Genomic DNA, 22,183 nt, shown 5'->3' on the forward strand with positions numbered 1-22,183 from the left:
CGAGAGTCGCACAGGAGGGGGTCCCACGTGGCCGATTCACCAGCACAGCAGCGCTCCGGCGCGTCGCCGTCGCAGGGGGCGGGAGGCTCACCCGGCGAGGCGCTCCCGCCGCCGGTCGAGGTGGTCCGCTACGGCACCCACCCCGCCCAGGTCTGCGACCTGCACCTGCCCCCGGGCCCCCCGGCGAGCCGGGTCGCCGCGCTCGTGCACGGCGGCTTCTGGAAGGCCGGCTACGACCGGTCGCTGGAGAGGGCCGTGGCCGCCGACCTCCTCGCGCGCGGCTGGGCGGTGTGGAACGTCGACTACCGCGCGGTGGGCGACGGCGGCGGCTGGCCGCGCACGGCCGACGACGTGGGCGAGGCGCTCGACGCGCTGCCCGCTGCGCTGGCGCGCCACGGCCTCGCCGGTGCCCCGGTGGCGCTGGTCGGCCACTCCGCCGGCGGCCACCTGGTCACCTGGGCCGCGACCCGCCGCGCCGGCTCCGGGCCCGCGCCGCTGCGGCCGGCGGCGGTGGTGGCGCAGGCGGGCGTGGTGGACCTCCAGCTGGCCGAGCACCTGCACCTGGGTGGCGGCGCCGCGGCGGCCCTCCTGGGCGGCTCCTCGGCGGAGCTCCCCGCCCTCTGGGCCGACGCGGACCCGGTCCGCCGCGTGCCGCTGGGGGTGCCGCTGCTCGCGGTGGTCGGGGACGCCGACGACGTCGTCCCGCCGTCGCTGTCGGCGTCGCTGGTCGAGGCGGCCCGCGGCAGCGGGGACGAGGACGCCGAGCTCGTCGTCGTGCCCGGGGAGGGCCACGGCGAGCACCTCGACCCCGCGAGCGCCGTGTGGGGGCGGGCGCTGGCCTTCCTCGAGCGCGTGCTGCCGGCCTGACGCGCGGTCAGCCGGGGGCCGAGCCGGGGTCAGCGGGCCCGGTAGCCGTAGGCCATCTCCTCGAGGCGGGCGATGCGCTCGGCCATCGGGGGGTGGGTGCTGAACAGCTTGGAGACGTCCTGCGCGCGGAACGGGTTGGCGATGAACAGGTGGGCGCTGTTCTGCACCTGGCGCTCGGGGGCCAGGGGCCGGACCTGCGTGCCCTGCTCCAGCTTGCGCAGCGCCGAGGCCAGCGCGAGCGGGTCGCCCGTGAGCTGGGCGCCGTCCTCGTCGGCGTCGTACTCGCGGGTGCGGCTGATGGCCATCTGCACCACGCCGGCCGCGAGCGGGCCGAGGAAGAGGATGAGCATCCCGGCCACCGGGTTGGAGCGCTCGTCGCGGCTGCCGCCGAAGAACATCGCGGCGTAGGCCAGGTAGGTGATGACCGAGGCCATGGCGGCGGCGATGGAGCTGGTGAGGATGTCGCGGTTGTAGACGTGCATGAGCTCGTGGCCGAGCACGCCGCGCAGCTCGCGCTCGTCGAGGATGTCGAGGATGCCCTGCGTGGCGCACACCTTGGCGTTCTTGGGGTTGCGGCCGGTGGCGAACGCGTTGGGGGCGGACGTCGGGGAGACGTACAGCTGCGGCATGGGCTGGCCGGCGCGGGCGGAGAGCTCGCGGACGATCCGGTGCATGGCCGGCTGCTCCGCCTCGGTGACCGGGCGCGCGCGCATGGCGCGCACGGCCACGGAGCCGGAGGTCCAGTAGGCGATGCCGTTGACGACCAGCGCGATGAGCAGGCCGACGGTCAGCGCTCCGGTGCTCTGGCCGAACAGCAGCCAGCTGGCCAGCAGGACGACGCCGCCGAGCAGGCCGAACAGCACCGCCGTCTTGACGCCGTTGAAGTGCCCGTGGGGCATGGGGTCCTCTCTCGCACCTCGTCCTTGACTCGTTCTTTACCTGCAACGCCCGGTGCTGCCACCGCGTTCCCGCGCACCGCCACCCGTGCGACGCCTCACAGGACCTTCCCAGCACAGGGCGCGCGCGGCGGGCAGCCGTAGCATCGATGCACGTGAGCACCGGATCCGACACCGCAGGGGAGACGCCCTCCCCGTCGACTCCTCCCACGCCCGCGCCGGGTGAGCGCCAGGGCAAGCGGGTGGAGGTGCTCGACCGGGTGGTCATCCGCTTCGCCGGGGACTCCGGCGACGGCATGCAGCTCACCGGGGACCGGTTCACGGCGGAGACCGCCTCCCTGGGGAACGACCTGGCCACGCTGCCCAACTTCCCCGCCGAGATCCGGGCTCCCGCCGGCACCCTGCCGGGCGTCTCGAGCTTCCAGCTGCACTTCGCCGACCACGACGTCACCACCCCCGGAGACGCCCCGGACGTGCTGGTGGCGATGAACCCGGCGGCCCTGCGCGCCAACGTCCACGACGTCCGGGCCGGCGGCACGCTCATCATCGACACCGACGACTTCACCGCCCGCAACCTGGCCAAGGTCGGGTACGGGACGTCACCGCTGGAGGACGGCAGCCTCGAGGGCTACCGCGTGCACGCGCTGCCCATGCAGTCCATGACCGTGGAGGCCCTCAAGGACCTCGGCCTGAGCCGCAAGGACGCCGAGCGCAGCAAGAACATGTTCGCCCTCGGCCTGCTGAGCTGGCTCTACGAGCGGCCGACGGAGCAGACCGAGAGGTTCCTCACCAGCAAGTTCGCCAAGCGGGCCGCGGTGCTCGAGGCGAACCTGCGGGCCTTCCGCGCCGGCTGGGCGTACGGGGAGACCACCGAGGCGTTCCCGGTGCGGTTCACCGTGCCGCCGGCGCCGGCCGAGAAGGGCACCTACCGCAACATCACCGGCAACACCGCGCTCGCGTACGGCCTCGTGGCCGCGGCGCACCGCGCCGGGCTGCCGCTGGCGCTGGGCTCCTACCCGATCACCCCGGCCTCCGACATCCTCCACGTGCTGTCCGGCCTCAAGCGGCTGGGCGTCACCACGCTGCAGGCCGAGGACGAGATCGCCGCGGTGGGGATGGCGCTCGGCGCCTCCTTCGGCGGCTCGCTCGGGGTGACGACGACGAGCGGGCCGGGACTGGCGCTCAAGAGCGAGACGATCGGCCTGGCGGTGGCCCTCGAGCTGCCGCTCGTCATCGTCGACGTCCAGCGCGGCGGGCCCTCCACGGGCCTGCCCACCAAGACCGAGCAGTCCGACCTGCTGCAGGCGATGTACGGGCGCAACGGCGAGTCGCCGGTGCCCGTCGTGGCGCCGTCCACCCCCGCGGACTGCTTCGACGCGGCCGTGGACGCGGTGCGGATCGCCGTGCGCTACCGCACCCCGGTGCTGCTGCTGTCCGACGGCTACCTCGCGAACGGCTCCGAGCCGTGGAAGATCCCCACGGCGCACGACGTGCACGCGGTGGACCCGGACTTCTCCACCGACCCCAACTCCACCGCCGCCGACGGCGTGACGCCGCAGTTCCGGCCGTTCCTGCGCGACCCGGACACGCTCGCCCGGCCGTGGGCCGTGCCCGGCACCGCCGGGCTCGAGCACCGCGTCGGCGGCCTGGAGAAGGCCGACGTCACGGGTGAGATCTCCTACGACCCCGCCAACCACGACCGGATGGTCAGGCTGCGGCGGGCGAAGGTGAAGGGCATCGACGTGCCCGACGTCGTCGTGGACCACGGGGGACCTGGCGGCGACGGCCACGAGGACGCCGACCTGCTGGTGCTCGGCTGGGGCTCCACCCGGGGTCCCATCACCGCCGCCGTCCGCGAGGCCCGCCGCCGCGGGCTGCGCGTGGCCCAGGCGCACCTGCGCCACCTCAACCCCCTGCCCGCCAACCTCGGCGAGGTGCTCCTGGCCCACGAGCACGTGCTGGTGCCCGAGATGAACCTCGGGCAGCTGGCGCTGCTGCTGCGCGGCCGCTACCTCGTCGACGTCATCAGCTGCAACCAGGTGCGCGGACTGCCGTTCACGTCCACCGAGATCGTCGAGGCCATCGAGGACGTCGTGGCCGGCCGCGTGCGCGAGACCCCCCGGAGGGACGCCCGATGACCACCCCCCTGTCCATCCCCCTGGGCCTGCCCTCCGTGCGGTCGGGGACGGAGGGCGTGCCCGCCCTCCCCGAGGGCGTCCGGCTGGGCAAGAAGGACTTCACCTCCAGCTCCGAGGTGCGCTGGTGCCCCGGCTGCGGCGACTACGCCGTGCTGGCCGCCGTCCAGGGCTTCCTGCCGGAGCTGGGGCTGCGCAAGGAGAACGTCGTCTTCGTCTCGGGCATCGGGTGCTCCTCCCGGTTCCCGTACTACCTCGACACCTACGGGATGCACTCCATCCACGGGCGCGCCCCGGCCATCGCCACCGGGCTGGTGGCCACCCGGCCCGACCTGTCGGTGTTCGTCATCACCGGCGACGGCGACGCGCTGAGCATCGGCGGCAACCACCTCATCCACGCGATGCGGCGCAACGTCAACATGACGATCCTGCTGTTCAACAACCGCATCTACGGCCTCACCAAGGGGCAGTACTCCCCCACCTCCGAGGTCGGGAAGGTCACCAAGTCGACCCCGTCGGGCTCGCTGGACGCGCCGTTCAACCCGGTGTCGCTGGCGCTCGGCGCCGAGGCGAGCTTCGTGGCGCGCACCCTCGACTCCGACCGCAAGCACCTCACGCAGGTGCTGCGCGCGGCCGCCGAGCACCGGGGCACGTCGCTGGTGGAGATCTACCAGAACTGCCCGATCTTCAACGACGGCGCCTTCGACGTCCTCAAGGACCGCGACGAGTCGGTCGCCCGGCTGGTGCGGCTGGAGCACGGCCAGGAGGTCGTCTTCGGCGCCGAGGGTGCGCAGAAGGCGGTCGTCCGGTCGGCGTCGGGCTTCGGGGTGGAGGTGGTGGGGCTGGACGAGGCCCGCGCGAGCGGGCGCGAGGTGGTCGTCCACGACGCCGAGACCGCGGACCCGTCCCTGGCGTTCGCGCTGTCCCGCCTCGACGAGCCGACCATGGCCCACGTGCCGGTGGGCGTGTTCCGCGCCCACCACCGGCCCACCTACGACGACGAGGTGCGCGCCCAGCTCGACGCCGCCCGTGAGGCCAGCGGCGGCTCGCCGCAGTGGCGCGCGAGCGACGCGGACCTGGAAGCGCTGCTGCGCGGCAGCGACACCTGGTCGGTGGAGTGAGCCGCGAGGCTCCGCCCGCGCAGCAGGAGGCACCGCGGGGTGCCGCTCCCTCCCAGGGGCGCGGCACCCTGCTCGGGCTGTCCGCCTACCTCCTGTGGGGCCTGTTCCCGCTGTACTTCCCGCTGCTGGCACCGGCCGGCTCGGTGGAGGTGCTGGTCCACCGGGTGCTGTGGACGGCGGTGCTGTGCGTGCTGCTGCTCACCGCGCTGCGGCGCTGGCGGCCGCTGCTGGCGCTGGCCCGGTCGGGCCGAACGGTGGCGCTGCTGGCCGTCGCCGCGGTCGTCATCGCCGTCAACTGGGGCGTCTACATCTACGCGACGCAGACCGCGCACGTGGTCGAGGCGTCGCTGGGCTACTTCATCAACCCGATCATCACCGTCGCGCTGGCGGTGCTCGTGCTGCGGGAGCGGCTGCGGCCGCTGCAGTGGGCGGCGATCGGCGTGGGCGTGCTGGCCGTGGTCGTCATCACCGTCGACTACGGGCGCCCGCCGTGGATCTCGCTGGTCCTGGCGCTGAGCTTCGGCACCTACGGGCTGGTCAAGAAGCAGGTCGGCAGCTCCGGCCCGGGCGGGCGCGGGCTGTCCGCGCTCACCAGCCTGTCCGCGGAGACCCTGCTCCTCGCGCCGGTCGCCCTCGTGGCGCTCGTCGTCCTCGAGGCGCGCGGCACCGGGACGTTCACCGCGGACGCCCCGTGGCACGCGCTGCTGCTCGCCTCGACGGGGGTCGTGACGGCCGTGCCGCTGCTACTCTTCGCGGCCGGCGCCGCGCGCGTGCCGCTGACCACCACGGGGCTGCTGCAGTACGTCACCCCGGTCATGCAGCTGGTGCTCGGGGTGGCGGTGTTCCACGAGGCGATGCCCGCGTCCCGGTGGGCCGGGTTCGCCCTGGTCTGGGTGGCGCTGGTGCTCCTCACCGCCGACCTGCTGGGCGCGGGCCGGCCCCGGGTGGCGCAGAGGTCAAGGAAGGTCAAGAGCGGGTAAAAACCGATGGCCGTCGGTCGTTCACCTCCGGGCCACCCGTGAGCCACCGGGGGTCCGGTCGGTGCGTCGAGCGTCTCCTGCAGCCAGCACCCCTGGACGAGGAGAGCCCGACATGACCCTGACCCCGTCGCACCGGCGGCCGCTGCCGATGACCGGCCACACGCGGGGCACCCGCTCCGCCGCCACGTGCCACTTCAAGTGCGGTGACGCCTGCCTCACGGACGAGCGCAGCGCGTCGGCGTCCCCCTCGTTCGCCTCCGTGGTGGAGGCGTCGCTGTCGCGGCGCGCCCTCCTGCTCGGTCTCGGCGTCGCGGCTGCCGCCGCGGGCACCGGTGCCCTGACGGCGCAGCCCGCCCAGGCGGCGCCCGGCGCAGCAGGTGAGCCGGGGAAGCCGGGAGCGCCGGGGAAGCCCGCAGCGCCGGGCCAGGGGGCGGCGACGGTCGGCCCGAAGGGGCTCGCGTTCGCGCCCATCGCGCCCGTCCCCAGCACCACCGACCAGCTCACCGTGCCCGCCGGGTACGCCTGGAAGCCGCTCATCAGCTGGGGCGACCCGGTGGTGCAGGGCGCCCCCGCCTTCGACCTGGACCGCCAGAGCGCGCAGGCCCAGGAGCAGCAGTTCGGCTACAACTGCGACTACCTGGCGATCCTCCCGCGAGGCGCCGGCAAGGCCCTGCTCGTGGCCAACCACGAGTACACCAACGAGAACCTCATGGTCCCGGGGTTCACCACCGAGGCCGCCCTGACGCCGGAGCAGCTGCGCACCTCCATCGCCGCCCACGGCCTGTCCGTGGTGCAGCTGCGGCGCGGCAAGGACGGCTTCTGGGAGGTGGAGCCCTCGAGGTACGGCCGCCGCTTCACCGGCCTGTCCACCCGCTTCGAGCTGCGCGGCCCCGTCGCCGGCACCGACCTCGTGAAGACCGCGGCGGACCCGGGTGGCCGCGCGGTCATCGGCACGCTCAACAACTGCTCCGGCGGCACGACGCCGTGGGGGACGGTGCTGTCCGGCGAGGAGAACTTCGACCAGTACTTCCGCGGGGACCCGCAGGGCGACCCGCGCAACCAGAAGACGTACTCGCTGGTCAAGGACGGCAAGCCCAGCGAGGGCCGCTACTGGCACAGGGCTGACGCCCGCTTCGACACCGCGCGCGAGCCGAACGAGGTCAACAGGTTCGGCTGGATCGTCGAGGTGGACCCGCACGACCCCCGCTCCACCCCCGTCAAGCACACCGCCCTGGGCCGCTTCAAGCACGAGGGCGCCACGACGCTCGTGTCGAGGAAGGGCAACGTCGTCGCGTACATGGGCGACGACAGCCGCGGCCAGCACCTGTACAAGTTCGTCAGCCGCGAGCGCGTCGGCCGGGGCGGCAAGGGCGGCCGCAGCGAGCTGCTCGACGCCGGGGACCTCTACGTGGCGAAGTTCGAGGCCGACGGCGACCCCGCGACCGACCGCGACGGCACCGGCACGTGGATCCCGCTGACGAAGGACGGGAGGTCCGCCGTCCCGGGGATGAGCCACGAGGAGGTGCTCGTGTTCACCCGCGACGCCGCCGCGAAGGTCGGGGCCACGCCGATGGACCGCCCCGAGGACGTCGAGCCGGACCCCCGCACCGGGTACGTCTACGTCGCGTGCACCAACAACACCGACCGCACGGCCCCGGCGCCGGCCAACCCGCGCGCGAAGAACAAGGACGGGCACGTCATCGAGCTGCGGGAGGCCGGCGACGACGCGACGGGCACGCGCTTCGACTGGTCGCTGCTGCTGGTCTGCGGCGACCCGGCGGACCCCTCGACGTTCTTCTCGGGCTTCCCCGCCGACAAGGTGTCGCCGATCTCGTGCCCGGACAACGTGGCGTTCGACAAGGACCAGCCCGGACTGTGGATCTCCACGGACGGCGCGCCGAGCACGCTGAAGCTCAACGACGCGCTGCACTTCGTGCCGCTGACCGGCGCTGACCGCGGACGCGTCTCGCAGTTCCTCGCGGTGCCCACGGGCGCGGAGACGTGCGGTCCGTGGATCGACGCCGCGGACGGGTCGGTGTTCGTCAACGTGCAGCACCCCGGCGAGACCGACACCGCGCGGGTGGACGCGCCCGCGTCGGCGTTCCCGTACACGGCCGCTTCGAAGCGCACGCCGCGCCCGAGCACCGTGCAGGTGCGCCGCACCGGGAAGTAGCCCGCCCTCCGGTCCGTGATCATGGGCGGTCGGCCACCCCGGTGGCCGGCTGCCCGTGATCACGCACGGGGAGCGGTCGGCGGCCGCTTAGCCTGGGGGACGACACCCGCCGCACCGTCTGGAGCACCCGTGTCCTTCCCCTCCCCCGCCCGGGGCCTCGCCGTGCTCGGCGCCGGTGCGGCGCTGTGCTGCTCAGCCCTCGTGGGCGCCCCGGCCGCCTGGGCGCACGACTCCCTCACCAGCAGCACGCCCGGAGACGGCACCACCGTGACGAACGCCCCCGAGGCCGTGTCCCTCGGCTTCAGCGAGGCGCCGCTCCAGCTGGGCGCCCAGGTGGTGGTCACGGCTCCCGACGGCCGCGTGGTCACCCAGGGCTCGCCCACCGTGGTGGGGAACGACGTGGTGCAGGGCCTCGCCCCCGACCGGCCCGCCGGCAGCTACACGGTGGACTGGCGCGTGACGTCCAGCGACGGCCACCCCATCCAGGGTCGGGTGGTGTTCGTCGCCGAGGGCGGGGTCGGGGCGAGCGCGTCCGCCAGCTCGGGCGCGCCCTCAGCGTCGTCCTCCTCGACCTCCTCCTCGGCCGCCGACTCCCCCGCCGGCACGGCGTCGGCCAGCCCCAGCACCGCACCGGCCTCGGCGCAGGGCGGCGCCGGGTCGGGCGTGTCCGGGGCCACGTGGGCCTGGACCATCGCCGCTGGTGCCGCGGGTGGGCTGCTGGGCCTGCTGCTGGTGCGCGCCCGCGGCCGCGCCGGCCGCTCCTGACCCACCCCCCCACGGGGGGGCGGGGTGGTCAGGGGGTGAGGCGGCGGCGCAGGACGCGCGCCTCCCAGGGGCGCAGCGGGGCCAGGCCGGCCCGGGCACCGCCCTCGTCGTCGTGCCAGTTGCCGAGCACCAGCTCAGCGGCGTCCCACGCGGCGACGTCCTCGCCCAGGTCGGCGGCCACGGCGTCGAGCGGCTGCTCCTGCCCGCTGACCGCCACCACCACGAGCAGCTCGGTGGACGGCGTGGCGCGCGTGAAGGCGTACACGTGCGGGTGGGTCGCGGCGAGCATCGTGAAGTCCCCCGAGCCGACGCAGGGCTCGGCCGCGCGCAGCGCGATGAGCGCGCGGTAGTGCGACAGCACCGAGGTGGGGTCGTCCCGCTGCGCCTCGACGTTCAGCCAGGAGGCGTTCTCGTGCACCCGGTACCAGGGCGTGCCGGTGGTGAAGCCGCCGTGCGGTGAGCCGTCCCACTGCATGCCCGAGCGCGCGTTGTCGCGGGTGAGCCTCGCCATCGACGTCACCAGCCGTGAGACCTCGGCCTGGTCGGCGCCGCCCTCGACGGCCTCGCGCAGGTGGTTGACGGCCTCGATGTCGGAGTAGTCCTCCGGGGAGGTGAACGGCAGGTTGGTCATGCCGATCTCCTCGCCCTGGTAGACGTACGGCGTCCCGCGGTGGAGGTGCAGCAGGGTGCCCAGGGCGGTGGCGCTCTCGCGCCACCAGCGGCCGTCGTCGCCCCAGCGCGAGACGATGCGGGGCTGGTCGTGGTTGTCCCAGTAGAGGCTGTTCCAGCCGCGCTCGGCCATGCCGGCCTGCCAGCGGCCGAAGCTCGCCTTGAGGTCGAGCAGGGAGAACGGCTGCGGGTCCCACTTGCCGCCGGTGCCGTGGTCGAGGTTGACGTGCTCGAACTGGAAGACCATGTCGACCACGCCGGTGCCCCCGCGGGACGCGCCGTCCGTGAGCTCGACGGCGTCCTCGACGGTGATGCCCGGCATCTCCCCCACCGTGAGGAAGTCGCCCTCGCGGCCCCCGAACACCTCGCGGCGCAGCTCGGCGAGGAACTCGTGCAGGCGCGGACCGGTCATGAAGAACGGGCCGCCGTCACCCCACAGCCCGCCGTCGGGCCAGGCCGGGCCGTCGGGCAGCGACCCGTCGGCGGCGTACCGCTTGGAGATGAAGTTGATGACGTCCATGCGGAAGCCGTCGACCCCGCGGTCCAGCCACCAGCGCATCATCTCGGCGACCGCGGCGCGCACCTCGGGGTTCTCCCAGTTGAGGTCGGGCTGCTTGCGGCTGAACAGGTGCAGGTAGTACTCGCCGGTGGTCTCGTCGAGCTCCCAGGTGGACCCGGAGAACGCCGAGCGCCAGTTGGTGGGCTCCGCGCCGGGGTCACCCGCGGCGAACCCCTCGCGCGGCGGGCGCCAGACGTACCAGTCCCGCTTCGGGGAGTCCGTCGAGGAGCGGCTCTCGGTGAACCAGGCGTGCTCGTCGCTGGTGTGGTTGACCACGAGGTCCATGACCACCTTGATGCCGCGCTCGTGCGCGGCGGCGATGAGCGCGTCCATGTCGGCGAGGGTGCCGAAGGAGGGGTCGACGGCCTGGTAGTCGCTGATGTCGTAGCCGTTGTCGTCCTGCGGGGACGCGTACACCGGGCTCAGCCAGACGACGCCGACGCCGAGGTCGGCGAGGTGGTCGAGCTTGGACGTGATGCCCGGCAGGTCGCCCGTGCCGTCGCCGTCCGAGTCGGCGAAGCTGCGCGGGTAGACCTGGTAGACGACGGTCGAGGCGAACCAGGGCGCCTGGTCCGACGGCGGCGTGGACGTGGGCGTGCTCACGCCTCCACCCTGTCAGGCAGCCGGGACGGGGGACCAGCCCGCCCGGCCCCGTCCTACCGGGTCAGCGGTCGCGCTCGGTGGTGCTGCGCGCGAAGGACTCGAGCGCCTCGCGCACCGGTCCCTCCGGGAGCACCTCGAGGGCCTCGACCGCCGAGGCCGACCAGTCTCGTGCGGTCTCCTGCGCGGCGGCGGCGTACGGGGACGCCGCCAGGGCGTCCACAGCGCGCGCGAGCGCCTCGTCGCTGGACAGGTCGGCGTCGAGCAGCTCCACCAGGGCGGCGGCCTCGTCGCTGCCCGCGGCCGAGGCCCGGCGGGCCAGCAGCACCGGCAGCGTGGGGACGCCCTCGCGCAGGTCCGTGCCCGCGGCCTTGCCGGTGGCGGCGACCGCGTCCTCCAGGGACCGCGACAGGTCGAGCACGTCGTCAGCGAGCTGGAAGGCCACGCCCACGCGCTCGCCGTACAGGCGCATCACCTCGACCACCTCGGGCCCGGCGCCGGACAGCTGCGCGCCGAAGCGGCCCGCGAGCGCGATGAGCGAGCCGGTCTTGTCCGACAGGACCTGCAGGTGGTGGGCCACCGGGTCCTCGTCGGGGCGCGGGCCCACCGTCTCGTGCATCTGCCCCAGGCAGAGCCGCTCGAAGGTCTCCGCCTGCTGGCGCACGGCGTCCGGGCCGAGGTCGGCGACGAGCCGGGAGGCGCGGGCGAAGAGCAGGTCCCCGGTGAGGATGGCGACGTCGTTGCCCCACTTGGCCTGCGCGGCGGGCGCGCCGCGGCGCAGCGGGGCGTCGTCCATGACGTCGTCGTGGTAGAGGCTCGCGAGGTGCACCAGCTCGACGACGACGGCGGCCGGCACGACGCCGGGGGCGTCGGGGTCTCCCAGGTGGGAGGCGAGCAGCGTGAGCATCGGCCGGACCCGCTTGCCGCCGGCCTCGACGAGGTGGCGGGAGGTCGCGTCGGCCAGGCGGTCGGTGTGGCGGACGGCGTCGCGCAGGCGGCCCTCCACCACGTCCAGGCCGGCGAGGACGTGCGCGGTGAGCGCCTCGTCGACGTCGGGGACGGCGGCAGCGCCGCGCGCCCGGGCGAGCGGAGGCTCCGGGGGCGCAGGAAAGACCGCTCCCCTGACCACGGTCACAGCCTAGGTCACCTCCCCGCGGGGGCCAGGCGCGACAGCGCGGTCACCACGCGGTCGGCCGCATCACCGCCCGTCGGCTCGGCCAGGTTGGCGAGCAGCTTGACCACGAGGTGCATGACCGCACGGCGCGGCAGGCCCAGCCGGACGGCGGCCGACAGCACCGGCGGGTGGGCGATGAGCTTCGCGAACGCCCTGCCGAGGGCGAAGTAGCCGCCCAGCTCCTCCCGCAGCGCGGCGGGGTAGGCCTGCAGAGCGCGGTCCCTGCCCCGCGCGCCGAGGACGCGCTCGGCGTCGAGGGCGTCCGCGACCACCTCGGCAGCCAGCCGCCCCGAGTGCAGGGCGTACTCGATGCCCTCGCCGTTGAAGGGGTTGACCATGCCTCCCGCGTCCCCCAGGAGCAGCACGCCGTCCTTCGCGTGGGGCGTGCGGTTGAACCCCATGGGCAGCGCCGCGCTGCGCACGGGGCCTTCGAGGTGGTCCTCGTCGAGGGTCCACTCCGCCGGGGTGGTGGCCAGCCACTGCTTCAGCACGGCCTTGAGGTCGACCGGCTGCGAGGCGTCGATGACGCCCAGGCCCACGTTGGCGCGCCCGTCGCCGAGGCCGAAGATCCAGCCGTAGCCGGGCAGCAGCGGGGAGCGGCGCGGCTCACCGGACCACAGCTCCAGCCAGCTCTCCATCCACGGCTCGTGGCTGCGCGGGGTGCGGTAGTAGGCGCGGGCCGCGACGCCCAGGGGCCTGTCGGGGCGCCGCTCCAGGCCGAGGGCCACCGCGGTGCGGCTGGAGACCCCGTCCGCGGCGAGCACCACCCTGGCCCGGTGCAGCACCTCGGGGCCGGCGGCGCGGCCGCGCTCGTCGACCGGCTTCGCGCGGACCCCGGTGACCAGGCCGGTGCGCTCGTCGAGCACGGGGGCGGTCGCGGCGGTCCGCTCCAGCAGCCGCGCGCCGCGGCGCTGCGCGTGGCGGGCCAGCACCTCGTCGAAGTCACCGCGGGTGCGCACGAGGCCGTGGTCGGGGAAGGAGGCCAGGTCCGGCCAGGGGATGTCGTAGCTGCGGCCGCCGCCGACGAGCCGCAGGCCGCGGGTGCGCGCCCAGCCGCCCTGCTCGTCGTCGCCGATGCCGAGGTGCGCCAGCTCGCGCACGGCGCGCGGGGTGAGACCGTCGCCGCAGACCTTGTCGCGCGGGAACGCGGCCTTCTCCAGGACGACGACGTCCAGGCCCGCGCCGGCCAGGTGGGCCGCCGCGGACGCGCCCGCCGGCCCGGCGCCGACGACGACGACGTCCGCCGTCGTCATCTCCGCGGTGGTGGTCACGGGCGGGTGGCGCGGTGCAGCGCGACGATCCCGCCGGTGAGGTCCTTCCACGCCACACCGGTCCAGCCGGCGTCCTGCACCCAGCGGGACAGGCCGGCCTGGTCGGGCCAGGCGCGGATCGACTCGGCCAGGTAGACGTACGCCTCGGGGTTGCTGGCCGTCCGGCGCGCGATCGAGGGCAGCGCGCGCATGAGGTACTCGGTGTAGACCGTGCGGAACGGCGCCCACGTGGGGTGGGAGAACTCGCAGACCACGAGGCGACCGCCCGGGCGGGTGACCCGCAGCATCTCCGCGAGCGCCGCCTGCGGCTCCACGACGTTGCGCAGCCCGAAGCTGATGGTCACCGCGTCGAAGGAGGCGTCGGCGAAGGGCAGCCGGGTGGCGTCACCGGCCACGAACGACAGGTCGGGGCGGCGGCGGGCGCCGACGGCGAGCATGCCGCGGGAGAAGTCGCAGGCCACCGGCCGCGCGCCGAGCGCGGCGAACGGCTCGGTGGAGGTGCCGGTGCCGGCGGCGAGGTCGAGGACCCGCTCGCCGGGGCGCAGGTCGAGGGCCTTCACCACGGCGCGCCGCCAGGACCGGTCCTGCCGCAGGCTCAGCACGGTGTTGGTGAGGTCGTAGCGGCTGGCCACGCCGTCGAACATGGCGGCCACCTCGTGGGGGGCCTTGGCGAGGTCGGCGCGGGTCACGACCCCATGCTCCCCCACCTGCGCGCGGAGCTCTCGCCGTGATCCCCCGACCGCCGCGTGACCCCCGCCACCCCGCCCATGATCACGGACAGCGGTCGCGGGCGGTCGCCCCCGTAGGATCTGCGGCCGTGAGCAGCGCGTCCGGCGACACCAGCACCCGCACCAGCGCCACCGCGGCGGTCCGGGAGGCCGCCGAGCGCGCGGCCGCCGCGGCCGCCGCCCTGCGGACCGCACCCGACGCGCAGGTCAGCGAGGCCCTGTCCGCGGCCGCCGAGCGCGTGGCGGGCGCCGCCCAGGTGGTGCTGTCCGCCAACGCCGACGACGTCGCCGCCGCGCGGGCGGCCGGCACGAGCGAGGGCCTGCTCGACAGGCTCCGCCTGGACCCGGCCCGCCTGGAGTCCGCGGCTCAGCAGCTGCGCGAGATCGCGGCGCTGCCCGCCCAGCCGCGGCTGGTGTTCGTCCGCGACCTCCCCGGCGACGGGGTGCACGGCGGGCAGGTCTGGGAGCGGCGCGTGCCGGTGGGCGTCATCGGCGCGACCTACGAGGCGCGGCCCGCGGTCACCCTCGACGTGGCCGGCCAGGTGCTGCGGGCCCGCAGCGCCGCGGTGCTGCGCACCGGGTCCGCGGCCCTGCGCACCTCCGCGGTGCTCGTCGACGAGGTGCTCGTCCCGGCGCTGGCCGAGGCGGGCCTGCCGGACGGGGGCGTCGAGCTGGTCCGCCAGCCCGGGCACGACGCCGCGGAGGCGCTCGTGGCCCAGCCCGACCTCGTGCCGCTCGTCATCGTCCGCGGGTCGGGCGAGACCACCCGGCACCTGTCGCGGCTCGGCGCCGCGGCGGGCACGCGGGTGCTCGCCCACGCCGACGGCGGCGGGGTCATGTACGCCGACGTCGCCGCGGACCTCGACAGGTTCCGCTCCCTGCTGCGCGCCGGGGTCGACCGGCTCGGGGTGTGCAACCGCCTCAACCTGCTGCTCGTGCACAGCGCGCGGTGGGAGGAGCTCAGCCAGGTGGCCGTCGAGGTGCTGGGCGAGGCCGGTGTGCAGGCCCTGCTGCCGCCGCACGCGCACGAGCTGGGGCACGAGTGGGCCCTCGACTCCGGCAACGAGGCCCGGGTGACGGTCGCTCCCGTGGCCGGGCCCGTCGAGGCGACGGCGCTCGCGGCCGCCGAGACCAGCGGGATCGCCGCCACCGTGGTCACCGAGGACGCCGGGGCCGCGGCGGAGTTCCTCGGCGCCTGGGGCGGCACGGGCGGCTTCTGGAACACCACCACGCGCCTGCTCGACGGTTACAAGCTGCTGGGCGTGCCCGAGACCGGCATCAGCGTGGACTCGGTGCCCGGCCCGCGCGGCCCGGTGACCGGTGGTGACCTGGTGCTGCGGCAGTTCGTCGTGCTGCCCGCCGGGACCAGCGGCGCCGGCGCCGTGCAGGAGGACCTGCGGGGCTGACGCCCCGGCGGGCCGCTCAGCCGCGCAGGGAGGGCCGCGACGGGGACAGGGCCGCCACGGCGCCGTCGACGGCTGCCCCGAGCCCGTGCGGCAGTCCCAGCACGGCGGCCGCCGCGGCGCGCCCCAACGCCGAGGACGTCTGGATCCCGTACCCGCCCTGGCCGGCCAGCCAGAAGAAGCCCTGCTGCACGTCGTCCCACCCCACCACGGGCAGGCCGTCCGCCGGTCCCGTCCGCAGACCCGTCCACGAGCGCCGCACCCGCACCCCGCCGAGGTCGAGCACCGCGTCCAGGGCGGCGAGCAGGCCCGCGACGTCCGCCGGACGGGGCTGGGCGTCGCACGGCTCGCTCGGCACGGCCTCCGCGGGAGAGGCGAGCAGGTCGCCGGCGACGTCCCGCCCGGGCCGCGCGTAGAACGTCTCGGCGACGTCGCCCACCATCGGCCAGTCCTCACCGACCCGGTGCGCCGCGTCGGCCACCACCACCGTCCGCCGCCGGGGCACCAGCCCGCGCCGGCGCGCGCCCGCCAGGTGCGCGACGCCGTCGGCCCACGGGCCCGCGGCGTCCACGAGGGTCCCGGCGCTGATGCGGCCTGCGCCGGCGGTGACGTCCCACCCGCCGGCGCGGCGCACCGCCGACGTCACCCGGGCGCCCACCAGCACGGTCACCCCGCCGCGGCGGGCGCGCTCGACGTGGTGCTCCACGAGCGCGGGAACCGCGACCTCGCGCGCGTCGTCGTCGACGGCGACCGCGTGGACGGCCTCCGGGCGCAGCAGGGGGAAGCGCTCGAGCGCCTCGTCCGCGCTGGTGGCGCGCAGGGAGGGCACCTCCTCCAGGAGGGCCGCGAGGGCCGCGGCGCCGGCAGGACCGCCCACGGCGTCGACCCACAGCAGCGGCCGCGGCCGCAGGACCCGCCGGCCCGCGGCCTCCTCCGCCCGGGCCACCAGGTCCAGGCTCGCCGCGGTCAGCGCCTGCACCGGCGGCGGGCCGTAGCTGGGCTGCATCTGGCGCGCCGAGCGGGCGGTGGTGTGGGTGGCGAGCGCCCCCTCCGCCTCCACGAGCACCACCGATGCGGAGCCCTCCGACAGCTCGGCGAGCTCGGCGGCCAGCGAGGCGCCGGCGATGCCGCCCCCGACCACGAGGACGTCGGCCCGCAGCGCCGCGGGGGCCGCGGCGGTGGGCCCGCTGGGCTGGGCTGGTGTGGTGGACGTCATCGCCAGCGGAGGCTAGTGCGGGCTGCGCACTCGCGGGAGGCGCCTAGCCTTGTCGGTGATGACCACCACCGTCGGCCGCCCCGGCCGTCCGCCCCGCCCCCGCGCCCTCGAGCCGGGCGGCGCGGACGTCGCGTCGTCCTCCGGCGGCGGGCTCCGCTGGCGCACCACGAGGGTCGCCGACCCGGGCCCGCTGCTCGACCTCCTGGCCCGCCGCGCGACCGCGGCCAGCCCGCTGGCGTGGGTGCGGCGCGGGGAGGGCCTCGTCGGCTGGGGCGAGGCGGCGCGGGTGCAGTCCGGCGGCGAGCACCGCTTCGCCACCGCCGCCGCGGCCTGGCGCGACCTGGTCCTGGGCGCCCCGGTGGTCGACGACGTGCGGCTGCCCGGAACGGGCCCGGTGGCCTTCACCTCGCTCTCCTTCGACGCGGCCTCCGCTGCCGCGGGCGTCCTCGTGGTGCCCGAGGTCCTGGTGGGCCGTCGCGGCGACGTGGTGTGGGTGACCACGGCCGAGCCGGTCGACTCCCCCGTCGCCGCGTCGGGCGCGGCCGCGGCCGCGGCGGTGGCCTCCGGTGACCCCGTCGAGCCGGTCCGCGGTCCCGGCGCCGTCCGCTACGCCGACGGCGCCCTGTGCGGTCCGCGCTGGGCCACCGCGGTCGCCCGCGCCGTGGCGCGGATCCAGGCCGGTGAGCTGGAGAAGGTGGTGCTGGCCCGCGACCTGGTCGCCGAGGCGGAGCACGCGGTGGACGCGCGCTGGCTGCTCGCCCGGCTGGCCGACGCGTACCCCTCGTGCTGGTCCTTCTCCGTGGACGGCCTGGTGGGCGCCACCCCCGAGCTGCTGGTCCGCCGCGAGCGGGGCCTCGTGCACTCCCGCGTGCTGGCGGGCACCATCCGGCGCACCGGGGACGAGGAGCGCGACGCCGCGCTCGCCGGGTCGCTGGCCCGCTCCGGCAAGGACCTGGAGGAGCACGAGTACGCGGTGCGCTCCGTGGTCTCGGCGCTGGCGCCGCACTGCCGCACGACCACCGCGCCCGACGCGCCCTTCGTGCTGCACCTGCCCAACGTCATGCACCTGGCCTCCGACGTCACCGGCGTCCTGGACGACGCGCGGCCCGGTGGCGCCCCGGGCGTGCTGGAGCTGGCAGCGGCCCTGCACCCCACCGCCGCCGTCTGCGGCACCCCCACGGCGGCCGCAGCCGCGCTCATCACCGAGCTGGAGGGCATGGACCGGGACCGGTACGCCGGGCCGGTCGGCTGGGTGGACGGCAGCGGTGACGGCGAGATCGGGCTGGCGCTGCGCTGCGCCCGCATCGACGGCGCTGACCCGCGCCGCGTGAGGCTCTTCGCGGGCTGCGGCGTGGTGGCGGGGTCGGACCCGATGGCCGAGCTGGCGGAGTCCGACGCCAAGCTCGTGCCCGTGCGCGACGCGCTCGGCGGCGCCTGACCGGTCCCCGGCCGTCAGCCGGTCAGCCCGCTGACGGCGCCGCGGACGCGTCCGCGGACCCTGGCGTGCAGCGCGCGCAGGCGGCTCCGGTCCGCGCGGACCACCAGCACCTCGCGGCCGCGCACGGGTGCGGACAGAGCGCTGCGCAGGGCCGTGAGATCGCCGGGGTCGCCGATGTGGCGCGCGGGGACGCCCAGCGCGGCCGACACGGCGACGAGGTCGCGTCCGTGGGGCGTGCCGAAGAGGCGCTCGAAGACGCGGACCCGGTCGGGCTCGAAGGGGTCCCCGTGCTCGAGGCCCGTGAAGATGCCGCCGCCGTCGTCGTCGAGGACGACGACGCGCAGGTCCGGCTCGGGCTCGCCGGGCGGCAGCAGGAGACCGCCCGCGTCGTGGAGGGCCGCCAGGTCCCCGACGAGCGCTGTGGTGGGCGCCCCGGCGGCGAGGGCGGCGCCGGTGGCGGCGGAGAGGGTGCCGTCGATGCCGGACAGCCCGCGCCCGGCGAGCACCAGGGGCGCCGCGTCCGGGTCGGCCCACGGGAGACCGGCCAGGTCCAGGTCGCGGACGGCGTTGGACGCCGCCGCCACCAGCAGCTCGCCGGGACGGACGGCCGCGGCGACCTCCCGCGCCAGCAGGGGTCCGGTGAGGTGGCCGGCACGGACCTCGTCGTCGAGGACGGCGTCGGTGACGGCCTGGGCCGCGGCGCCCGCGCGCTGCCAGCGGCGCAGCCAGTCCCCGCCGTCGCGGGCGGTGGCGCCGTCGTCGTCCTGAGCCGGGTCGGTCAGCAGGCGGTGGTGCGGGCGGGCCGCCCCGGGGCCGGGGTCGTCCGCGTGGGTGACCAGGTGGACCAGCTCGACGTCGGGACGGGCCAGCAGGGCGCTGACCGGGCGGCTGAGGGTCGGCCTGCCGAGCGCCACGACGCGCTCCACGGCCCCGCCGAGGGCGGGCTGGTCGAGCAGGAGCCGGTAGGCAGCGACGGCGTGGGGGCCGCTGCGGGCGCCGGAGCTGGGCTCGGCCAGCAACGGCCAGCCGTGGCGCTCGGCGGTCCTGCGCGCCAGCGCGCCCAGGGCCGGCGGCCCGTCCCCCGCCACGACCACCGTGCGCTCGGGCCCCGCCGCGAGCCCCCTTCCCGCACTCTCCGCGACGGGTGCGGGACCGGAGGGGGCCCCTCCCGCAGCGTCCGCAGCGTCCGCACCGTCCGCGGCGGGTGCGGCAGGGGAGGGCGGGGTCCAGGGGACGTCGGGCACGAGGGGGTCGGCGAAGGCGAGGTCGCCGTGGACCGGCCCGGGTCGCCGGCCGCGCCGCCCGAGGGCCACCGCGACGAGGTCGGCGACGCCCGCGGCCCACGTGGCGCGAGCCCTGGCCAGCGGCTCCTGGGGGCCGGGCACCGGGAGGTCCAGCGCGTGCCGGACGGCGGCGCCGAAGATCCCGGCCTGCAGCGCCGTGGTCTGGTTGGCCCACGTGCCGCGCACGGCGTGCGGGCGGTCGGCGGAGAGCACCACCAGCGGCACCCCGGACTCAGCGGCCTCCAGCACGGCGGGGTGGAGGTTGGCGACGGCCGTGCCCGACGTGGTCACCACCGCGGCGGGCACACCGGTGGCGCGGCCCATCCCGAGCGCGGTGAACGCGGCGACGCGCTCGTCGTGCCGGACGTGGAGCCTCAGCAGCCCGGCGGCGTCGGCGTCGTGGAGGGCGTAGGCCAGCGGCGCCGAGCGCGACCCGGGGCACAGCACCACCTCACGCACCCCCGCCTGCGCCAGGGCGACGACGACGACGCGCGCCAGCAGCGTCGACGGCTGCACGGAGGTCTGCACGGAGGTCTGCACAGAGGTCTGCACCCGCCCATCATCGCCAGGGGCGGGTCCCGCAGCAGCGCGTGGCACCGCCTGCTCGCCTGCTGGCCTGCTCGCCTGCTCGCCTGCTCGCCTGCTCGATGGTGCGGGGGAGGTGACGCGGACGCGCATGATCGTGCCGGAGGGGGAAGGAGATCCGCCCGCTCAGAGAGCGGGTCTCACAGGAGGGCGTGGCAGCGGCGCAGGCGGTCGAGCCACCACGCGCGCCGGTCCGGCGGCGCGGCGTGCCGCAGCAGCAGCTCGGGGTCGGGCTGGACCGGGCCGACGGGCAGCGCCCCACCGACCGGCTGCCGCGGCTCGGCGACGTCGGCGGCGAACAGGGCCCCCGTGCCCAGCCCGCTGGCCAGCTGCTCCTCCCCGGCCGCGAGCGGGAGCGCACCCGCCGCGGCGAGCCCGGCGGCGAGCCCGACGGCGGTGTCGAGGGCGCTCGACAGCACCACCGGCACCGCCCGCCCGCTGCGCTGCACGCCCTCGGCGCGGAGCTGCTCGGCGAGCCGCAGCACGGCGCGCACGCCGCCCATCGGCGGGACCTTGAGGACCGCGACGTCGGCAGCTCCGGCGCGCACGACGGCGAGGGGGTCGCTGGCCCGGCGGATGCTCTCGTCCGCGGCGATCCGCACGTCCACACCGCCGCGCGCCAGCTGCTCGCGCAGCAGCACCAGCTCGGCGACGGTGGCGCACGGCTGCTCGGCGTACTCCAGCGGCCCCTGCCCGGGTCCGGCGGTGAGCGCCGCCAGCGCCTGCGCGGCCTGCGCGGGCGACCACCCGCCGTTCGCGTCGACCCTCACCCTGCCGCCGTCCGGGGCCCGCTCGGCGAGCACCTCGCGCACGGCCGCGACGCGCGCGATGTCGTCGTCGAGGCGCTGCCCGCGCTCGGCGACCTTCACCTTGGCCGTGGTGCACCCGGGGAAGCGGTCCAGCACCTGCCGCACCCGCTCGGCGGGGACGGCGGGGACGGTGGCGTTGACGGCCACCCGCTGCCTCAGGGGCGCGGGCCAGCCGGTCCAGGCAGCCTCGACACCGGCGGCCAGCCAGGCCGCGGAGGTGGCGTCGTCGTACTCGGTGAAGGGCGCGAACTCCCCCCACCCCGCGGGACCGCGCAGCAGGAGGGCCTCGCGCACCTCGATGCCGCGGAACCGCACCCGCAGCGGCAGCGCCACCACCGCCGCGCCCGCCAGCAGCTCCTCCAGCGGCGGCACCGCCGCGGCCGCAACGGTCTCCTCAGCGGTCTGGTGGGCCACCTCGCCACGCTCTCAGATCATCCCGCGGGCTGACACCGGGCCCCGTCGCCGCTGCTCGGGGCTGACGACGGCGACCGGCGGCCGGCGCGAGGCTCGGCGCATGAGCGCCGCAGTCCCCGCCGCCCCGTTCCGGCGCCCGTCACGAGCCGGACGTCCCCCGTCCCCGGACCGGCCCGGCCACCAGCGCCCCCAGCGCCCCCACGGCGCCTCCGGTGCTGCCGGCGGCGCGGCGGGCCTGGCCGCGGTGACGGCCGCCACCGCGGCGGCGGTGATGCTGGGGGCGGCCACCGAGGCCGCCCAGGGAGCGCTGCCGACGGCGTGGGGCCCGCTGGCCAACTCGGTGACGGCCTGGGTGCTGCTGCCGGCTGCCCTGACCACCGCGGTGCTCGCCGCGCTGCCGCCCCGGGGCGGCGCGGGGCGGCGGTCGCCGGCCCCGCCGCCGGTGACCGCGCTCGTTACCGGGCTGGTGACCACGCAGGGCCTCGTGGCCGGCTACTACGGGTGGGCGGCGCTGGTCAGCGGCACGCCCCACGCGTGGTCGTCGGTGGTGCTGTGGTCGGCGGCGGGCCTGGTCAGCGGGACGCTGGTGGGGGTGGTGGCGCTGGTCCGCGCCTCGGAGACCGGGGCCCTGCGCGGCGCGGCCACCGGTCTGCTGGCCGCGGTCCCCCTGGCCGACGGCGGCCGGACGGTCGTGCTCTTCCCGTGGCAGGCCAGCGCGGGGTGGGCGTTCGCCGCCGTCGCCGTCGTCGTCCTGCTGGTCGGGCTGCGCCGCGGTGAGCGGGCGGCGGGGTGGTTGACGGCGGCCGCGGCGGTCGCGGCCGGGGCCGCCGGGTTCGCGCTGCTCGACGCGGCCGTGCGGATCGCCAGCGCCTGACCGCCGCTCAGCGCCGGCCGGTCAGCGCTGACCGCACCGCGGGCAGGTCCAGCACCTGGGTGAGCGAGGCCACCGCGCTGCGCTCGCCCGGCGGCGCCGACCCCACCCTGTCGACCAGCACGGCCTGCAGCCCCGCCGCGCGGGCACCGAGCACGTCCACCGCGTGGTCGTCCCCGACGTAGAGCACCTGCTGCGGCACCTGCCCAGGTGCTCGCACACCGCG

At 76.5% G+C, this 22,183-nt stretch carries 18 protein-coding genes; 9 read left to right on the plus strand and 9 right to left on the minus strand.

Annotated elements, in window-relative coordinates; all coding sequences use genetic code 11:
- Nucleotides 1–27: 27 nt before the first annotated feature.
- Nucleotides 28–867, plus strand: coding sequence for an alpha/beta hydrolase family protein (locus H7K62_RS01450; protein ID WP_186715676.1), 840 nt, complete (start codon nucleotides 28–30; stop codon nucleotides 865–867).
- A 29-nt stretch (nucleotides 868–896) separates the two neighbouring features.
- Here the strand turns inward: H7K62_RS01450 and htpX are convergent, their stop codons facing one another.
- On the minus strand, nucleotides 897–1,766 hold the full coding sequence (gene htpX, locus H7K62_RS01455; RefSeq protein ID WP_186715678.1) for a zinc metalloprotease HtpX: 870 nt from the start codon (nucleotides 1,764–1,766) through the stop codon (nucleotides 897–899).
- A gap of 146 nt (nucleotides 1,767–1,912) precedes the next feature.
- Between htpX and H7K62_RS01460 the strand changes: the two genes are divergently transcribed.
- The 5 genes from H7K62_RS01460 to H7K62_RS01480 all read left to right on the plus strand — a co-directional run bounded on the left by H7K62_RS01460 (nucleotide 1,913) and on the right by H7K62_RS01480 (nucleotide 8,937).
- The gene (locus H7K62_RS01460) at nucleotides 1,913–3,901 is read left to right on the plus strand and encodes a 2-oxoacid:acceptor oxidoreductase subunit alpha (RefSeq protein WP_186715680.1); all 1,989 of its coding nucleotides are present in this window, start codon (nucleotides 1,913–1,915) and stop codon (nucleotides 3,899–3,901) included.
- Nucleotides 3,898–5,019 (plus strand): 2-oxoacid:ferredoxin oxidoreductase subunit beta, encoded by a 1,122-nt coding sequence (locus H7K62_RS01465; RefSeq protein ID WP_186715682.1) that lies wholly within the window; start codon nucleotides 3,898–3,900, stop codon nucleotides 5,017–5,019. Before H7K62_RS01460 ends, H7K62_RS01465 begins: the two co-directional genes overlap by 4 nt.
- Nucleotides 5,016–5,999, plus strand: coding sequence for an EamA family transporter RarD (gene rarD, locus H7K62_RS01470; protein ID WP_186715684.1), 984 nt, complete (start codon nucleotides 5,016–5,018; stop codon nucleotides 5,997–5,999). Before H7K62_RS01465 ends, rarD begins: the two co-directional genes overlap by 4 nt.
- A gap of 112 nt (nucleotides 6,000–6,111) precedes the next feature.
- Nucleotides 6,112–8,172 (plus strand): PhoX family protein, encoded by a 2,061-nt coding sequence (locus H7K62_RS01475; protein WP_186715686.1) that lies wholly within the window; start codon nucleotides 6,112–6,114, stop codon nucleotides 8,170–8,172.
- Between the two features lie 129 nt (nucleotides 8,173–8,301).
- On the plus strand, nucleotides 8,302–8,937 hold the full coding sequence (locus tag H7K62_RS01480) for a copper resistance CopC family protein (RefSeq protein ID WP_186715688.1): 636 nt from the start codon (nucleotides 8,302–8,304) through the stop codon (nucleotides 8,935–8,937).
- Nucleotides 8,938–8,965: 28 nt separating this feature from the next.
- Here the strand turns inward: H7K62_RS01480 and H7K62_RS01485 are convergent, their stop codons facing one another.
- From H7K62_RS01485 to H7K62_RS01500, 4 genes are all read right to left on the minus strand, one after another.
- Nucleotides 8,966–10,768 carry an alpha-glucosidase gene (locus tag H7K62_RS01485; protein WP_186715690.1) on the minus strand — a complete coding sequence of 601 codons (1,803 nt, stop codon included), beginning with the start codon at nucleotides 10,766–10,768 and terminating at the stop codon, nucleotides 8,966–8,968.
- Between the two features lie 61 nt (nucleotides 10,769–10,829).
- Nucleotides 10,830–11,894, minus strand: a complete 1,065-nt coding sequence (locus H7K62_RS01490; RefSeq protein WP_370591550.1) for a polyprenyl synthetase family protein — start codon at nucleotides 11,892–11,894, stop codon at nucleotides 10,830–10,832.
- A 14-nt stretch (nucleotides 11,895–11,908) separates the two neighbouring features.
- A complete protein-coding gene (locus H7K62_RS01495; protein WP_186716485.1) occupies nucleotides 11,909–13,192 on the minus strand; it encodes a geranylgeranyl reductase family protein in 1,284 nt (427 codons plus the stop codon).
- 14 nt (nucleotides 13,193–13,206) lie between these two features.
- On the minus strand, nucleotides 13,207–13,899 hold the full coding sequence (locus tag H7K62_RS01500; RefSeq protein ID WP_186715694.1) for a demethylmenaquinone methyltransferase: 693 nt from the start codon (nucleotides 13,897–13,899) through the stop codon (nucleotides 13,207–13,209).
- A 128-nt stretch (nucleotides 13,900–14,027) separates the two neighbouring features.
- On the opposite strand from H7K62_RS01500, the gene H7K62_RS01505 reads away from it, so the two are divergent.
- Nucleotides 14,028–15,344, plus strand: coding sequence for an aldehyde dehydrogenase family protein (locus tag H7K62_RS01505; RefSeq protein ID WP_186715696.1), 1,317 nt, complete (start codon nucleotides 14,028–14,030; stop codon nucleotides 15,342–15,344).
- 16 nt (nucleotides 15,345–15,360) lie between these two features.
- Here H7K62_RS01505 and H7K62_RS01510 read toward each other — a convergent pair whose 3' ends face one another.
- Nucleotides 15,361–16,557: an NAD(P)/FAD-dependent oxidoreductase gene (locus tag H7K62_RS01510; protein ID WP_186715698.1), complete on the minus strand. Its 1,197-nt coding sequence runs from the start codon at nucleotides 16,555–16,557 to the stop codon at nucleotides 15,361–15,363.
- A 58-nt stretch (nucleotides 16,558–16,615) separates the two neighbouring features.
- Between H7K62_RS01510 and H7K62_RS01515 the strand changes: the two genes are divergently transcribed.
- Nucleotides 16,616–17,995, plus strand: coding sequence for an isochorismate synthase (locus H7K62_RS01515; protein WP_186715700.1), 1,380 nt, complete (start codon nucleotides 16,616–16,618; stop codon nucleotides 17,993–17,995).
- Nucleotides 17,996–18,009: 14 nt separating this feature from the next.
- Here the strand turns inward: H7K62_RS01515 and menD are convergent, their stop codons facing one another.
- Both menD and H7K62_RS01525 read right to left on the minus strand, forming a co-directional pair.
- Entirely contained in the window at nucleotides 18,010–19,830 is a 1,821-nt protein-coding gene (gene menD / locus H7K62_RS01520) for a 2-succinyl-5-enolpyruvyl-6-hydroxy-3-cyclohexene-1-carboxylic-acid synthase (RefSeq protein WP_222436870.1), read from the minus strand.
- A gap of 173 nt (nucleotides 19,831–20,003) precedes the next feature.
- Nucleotides 20,004–21,086, minus strand: coding sequence for an o-succinylbenzoate synthase (locus tag H7K62_RS01525; protein WP_370591551.1), 1,083 nt, complete (start codon nucleotides 21,084–21,086; stop codon nucleotides 20,004–20,006).
- Nucleotides 21,087–21,186: 100 nt separating this feature from the next.
- On the opposite strand from H7K62_RS01525, the gene H7K62_RS01530 reads away from it, so the two are divergent.
- The gene (locus H7K62_RS01530; protein ID WP_186715702.1) at nucleotides 21,187–21,960 is read left to right on the plus strand and encodes a DUF6518 family protein; all 774 of its coding nucleotides are present in this window, start codon (nucleotides 21,187–21,189) and stop codon (nucleotides 21,958–21,960) included.
- A gap of 7 nt (nucleotides 21,961–21,967) precedes the next feature.
- On the opposite strand, the gene H7K62_RS23415 is transcribed toward H7K62_RS01530, so the two are convergent.
- A complete protein-coding gene (locus H7K62_RS23415; protein WP_370591552.1) occupies nucleotides 21,968–22,177 on the minus strand; it encodes an HAD hydrolase-like protein in 210 nt (69 codons plus the stop codon).
- Nucleotides 22,178–22,183: the final 6 nt, after the last annotated feature.

Source organism: Quadrisphaera sp. RL12-1S, assembly GCF_014270065.1.
In the GTDB taxonomy this organism is placed as follows: Bacteria; Actinomycetota; Actinomycetes; order Actinomycetales; family Quadrisphaeraceae; genus Quadrisphaera.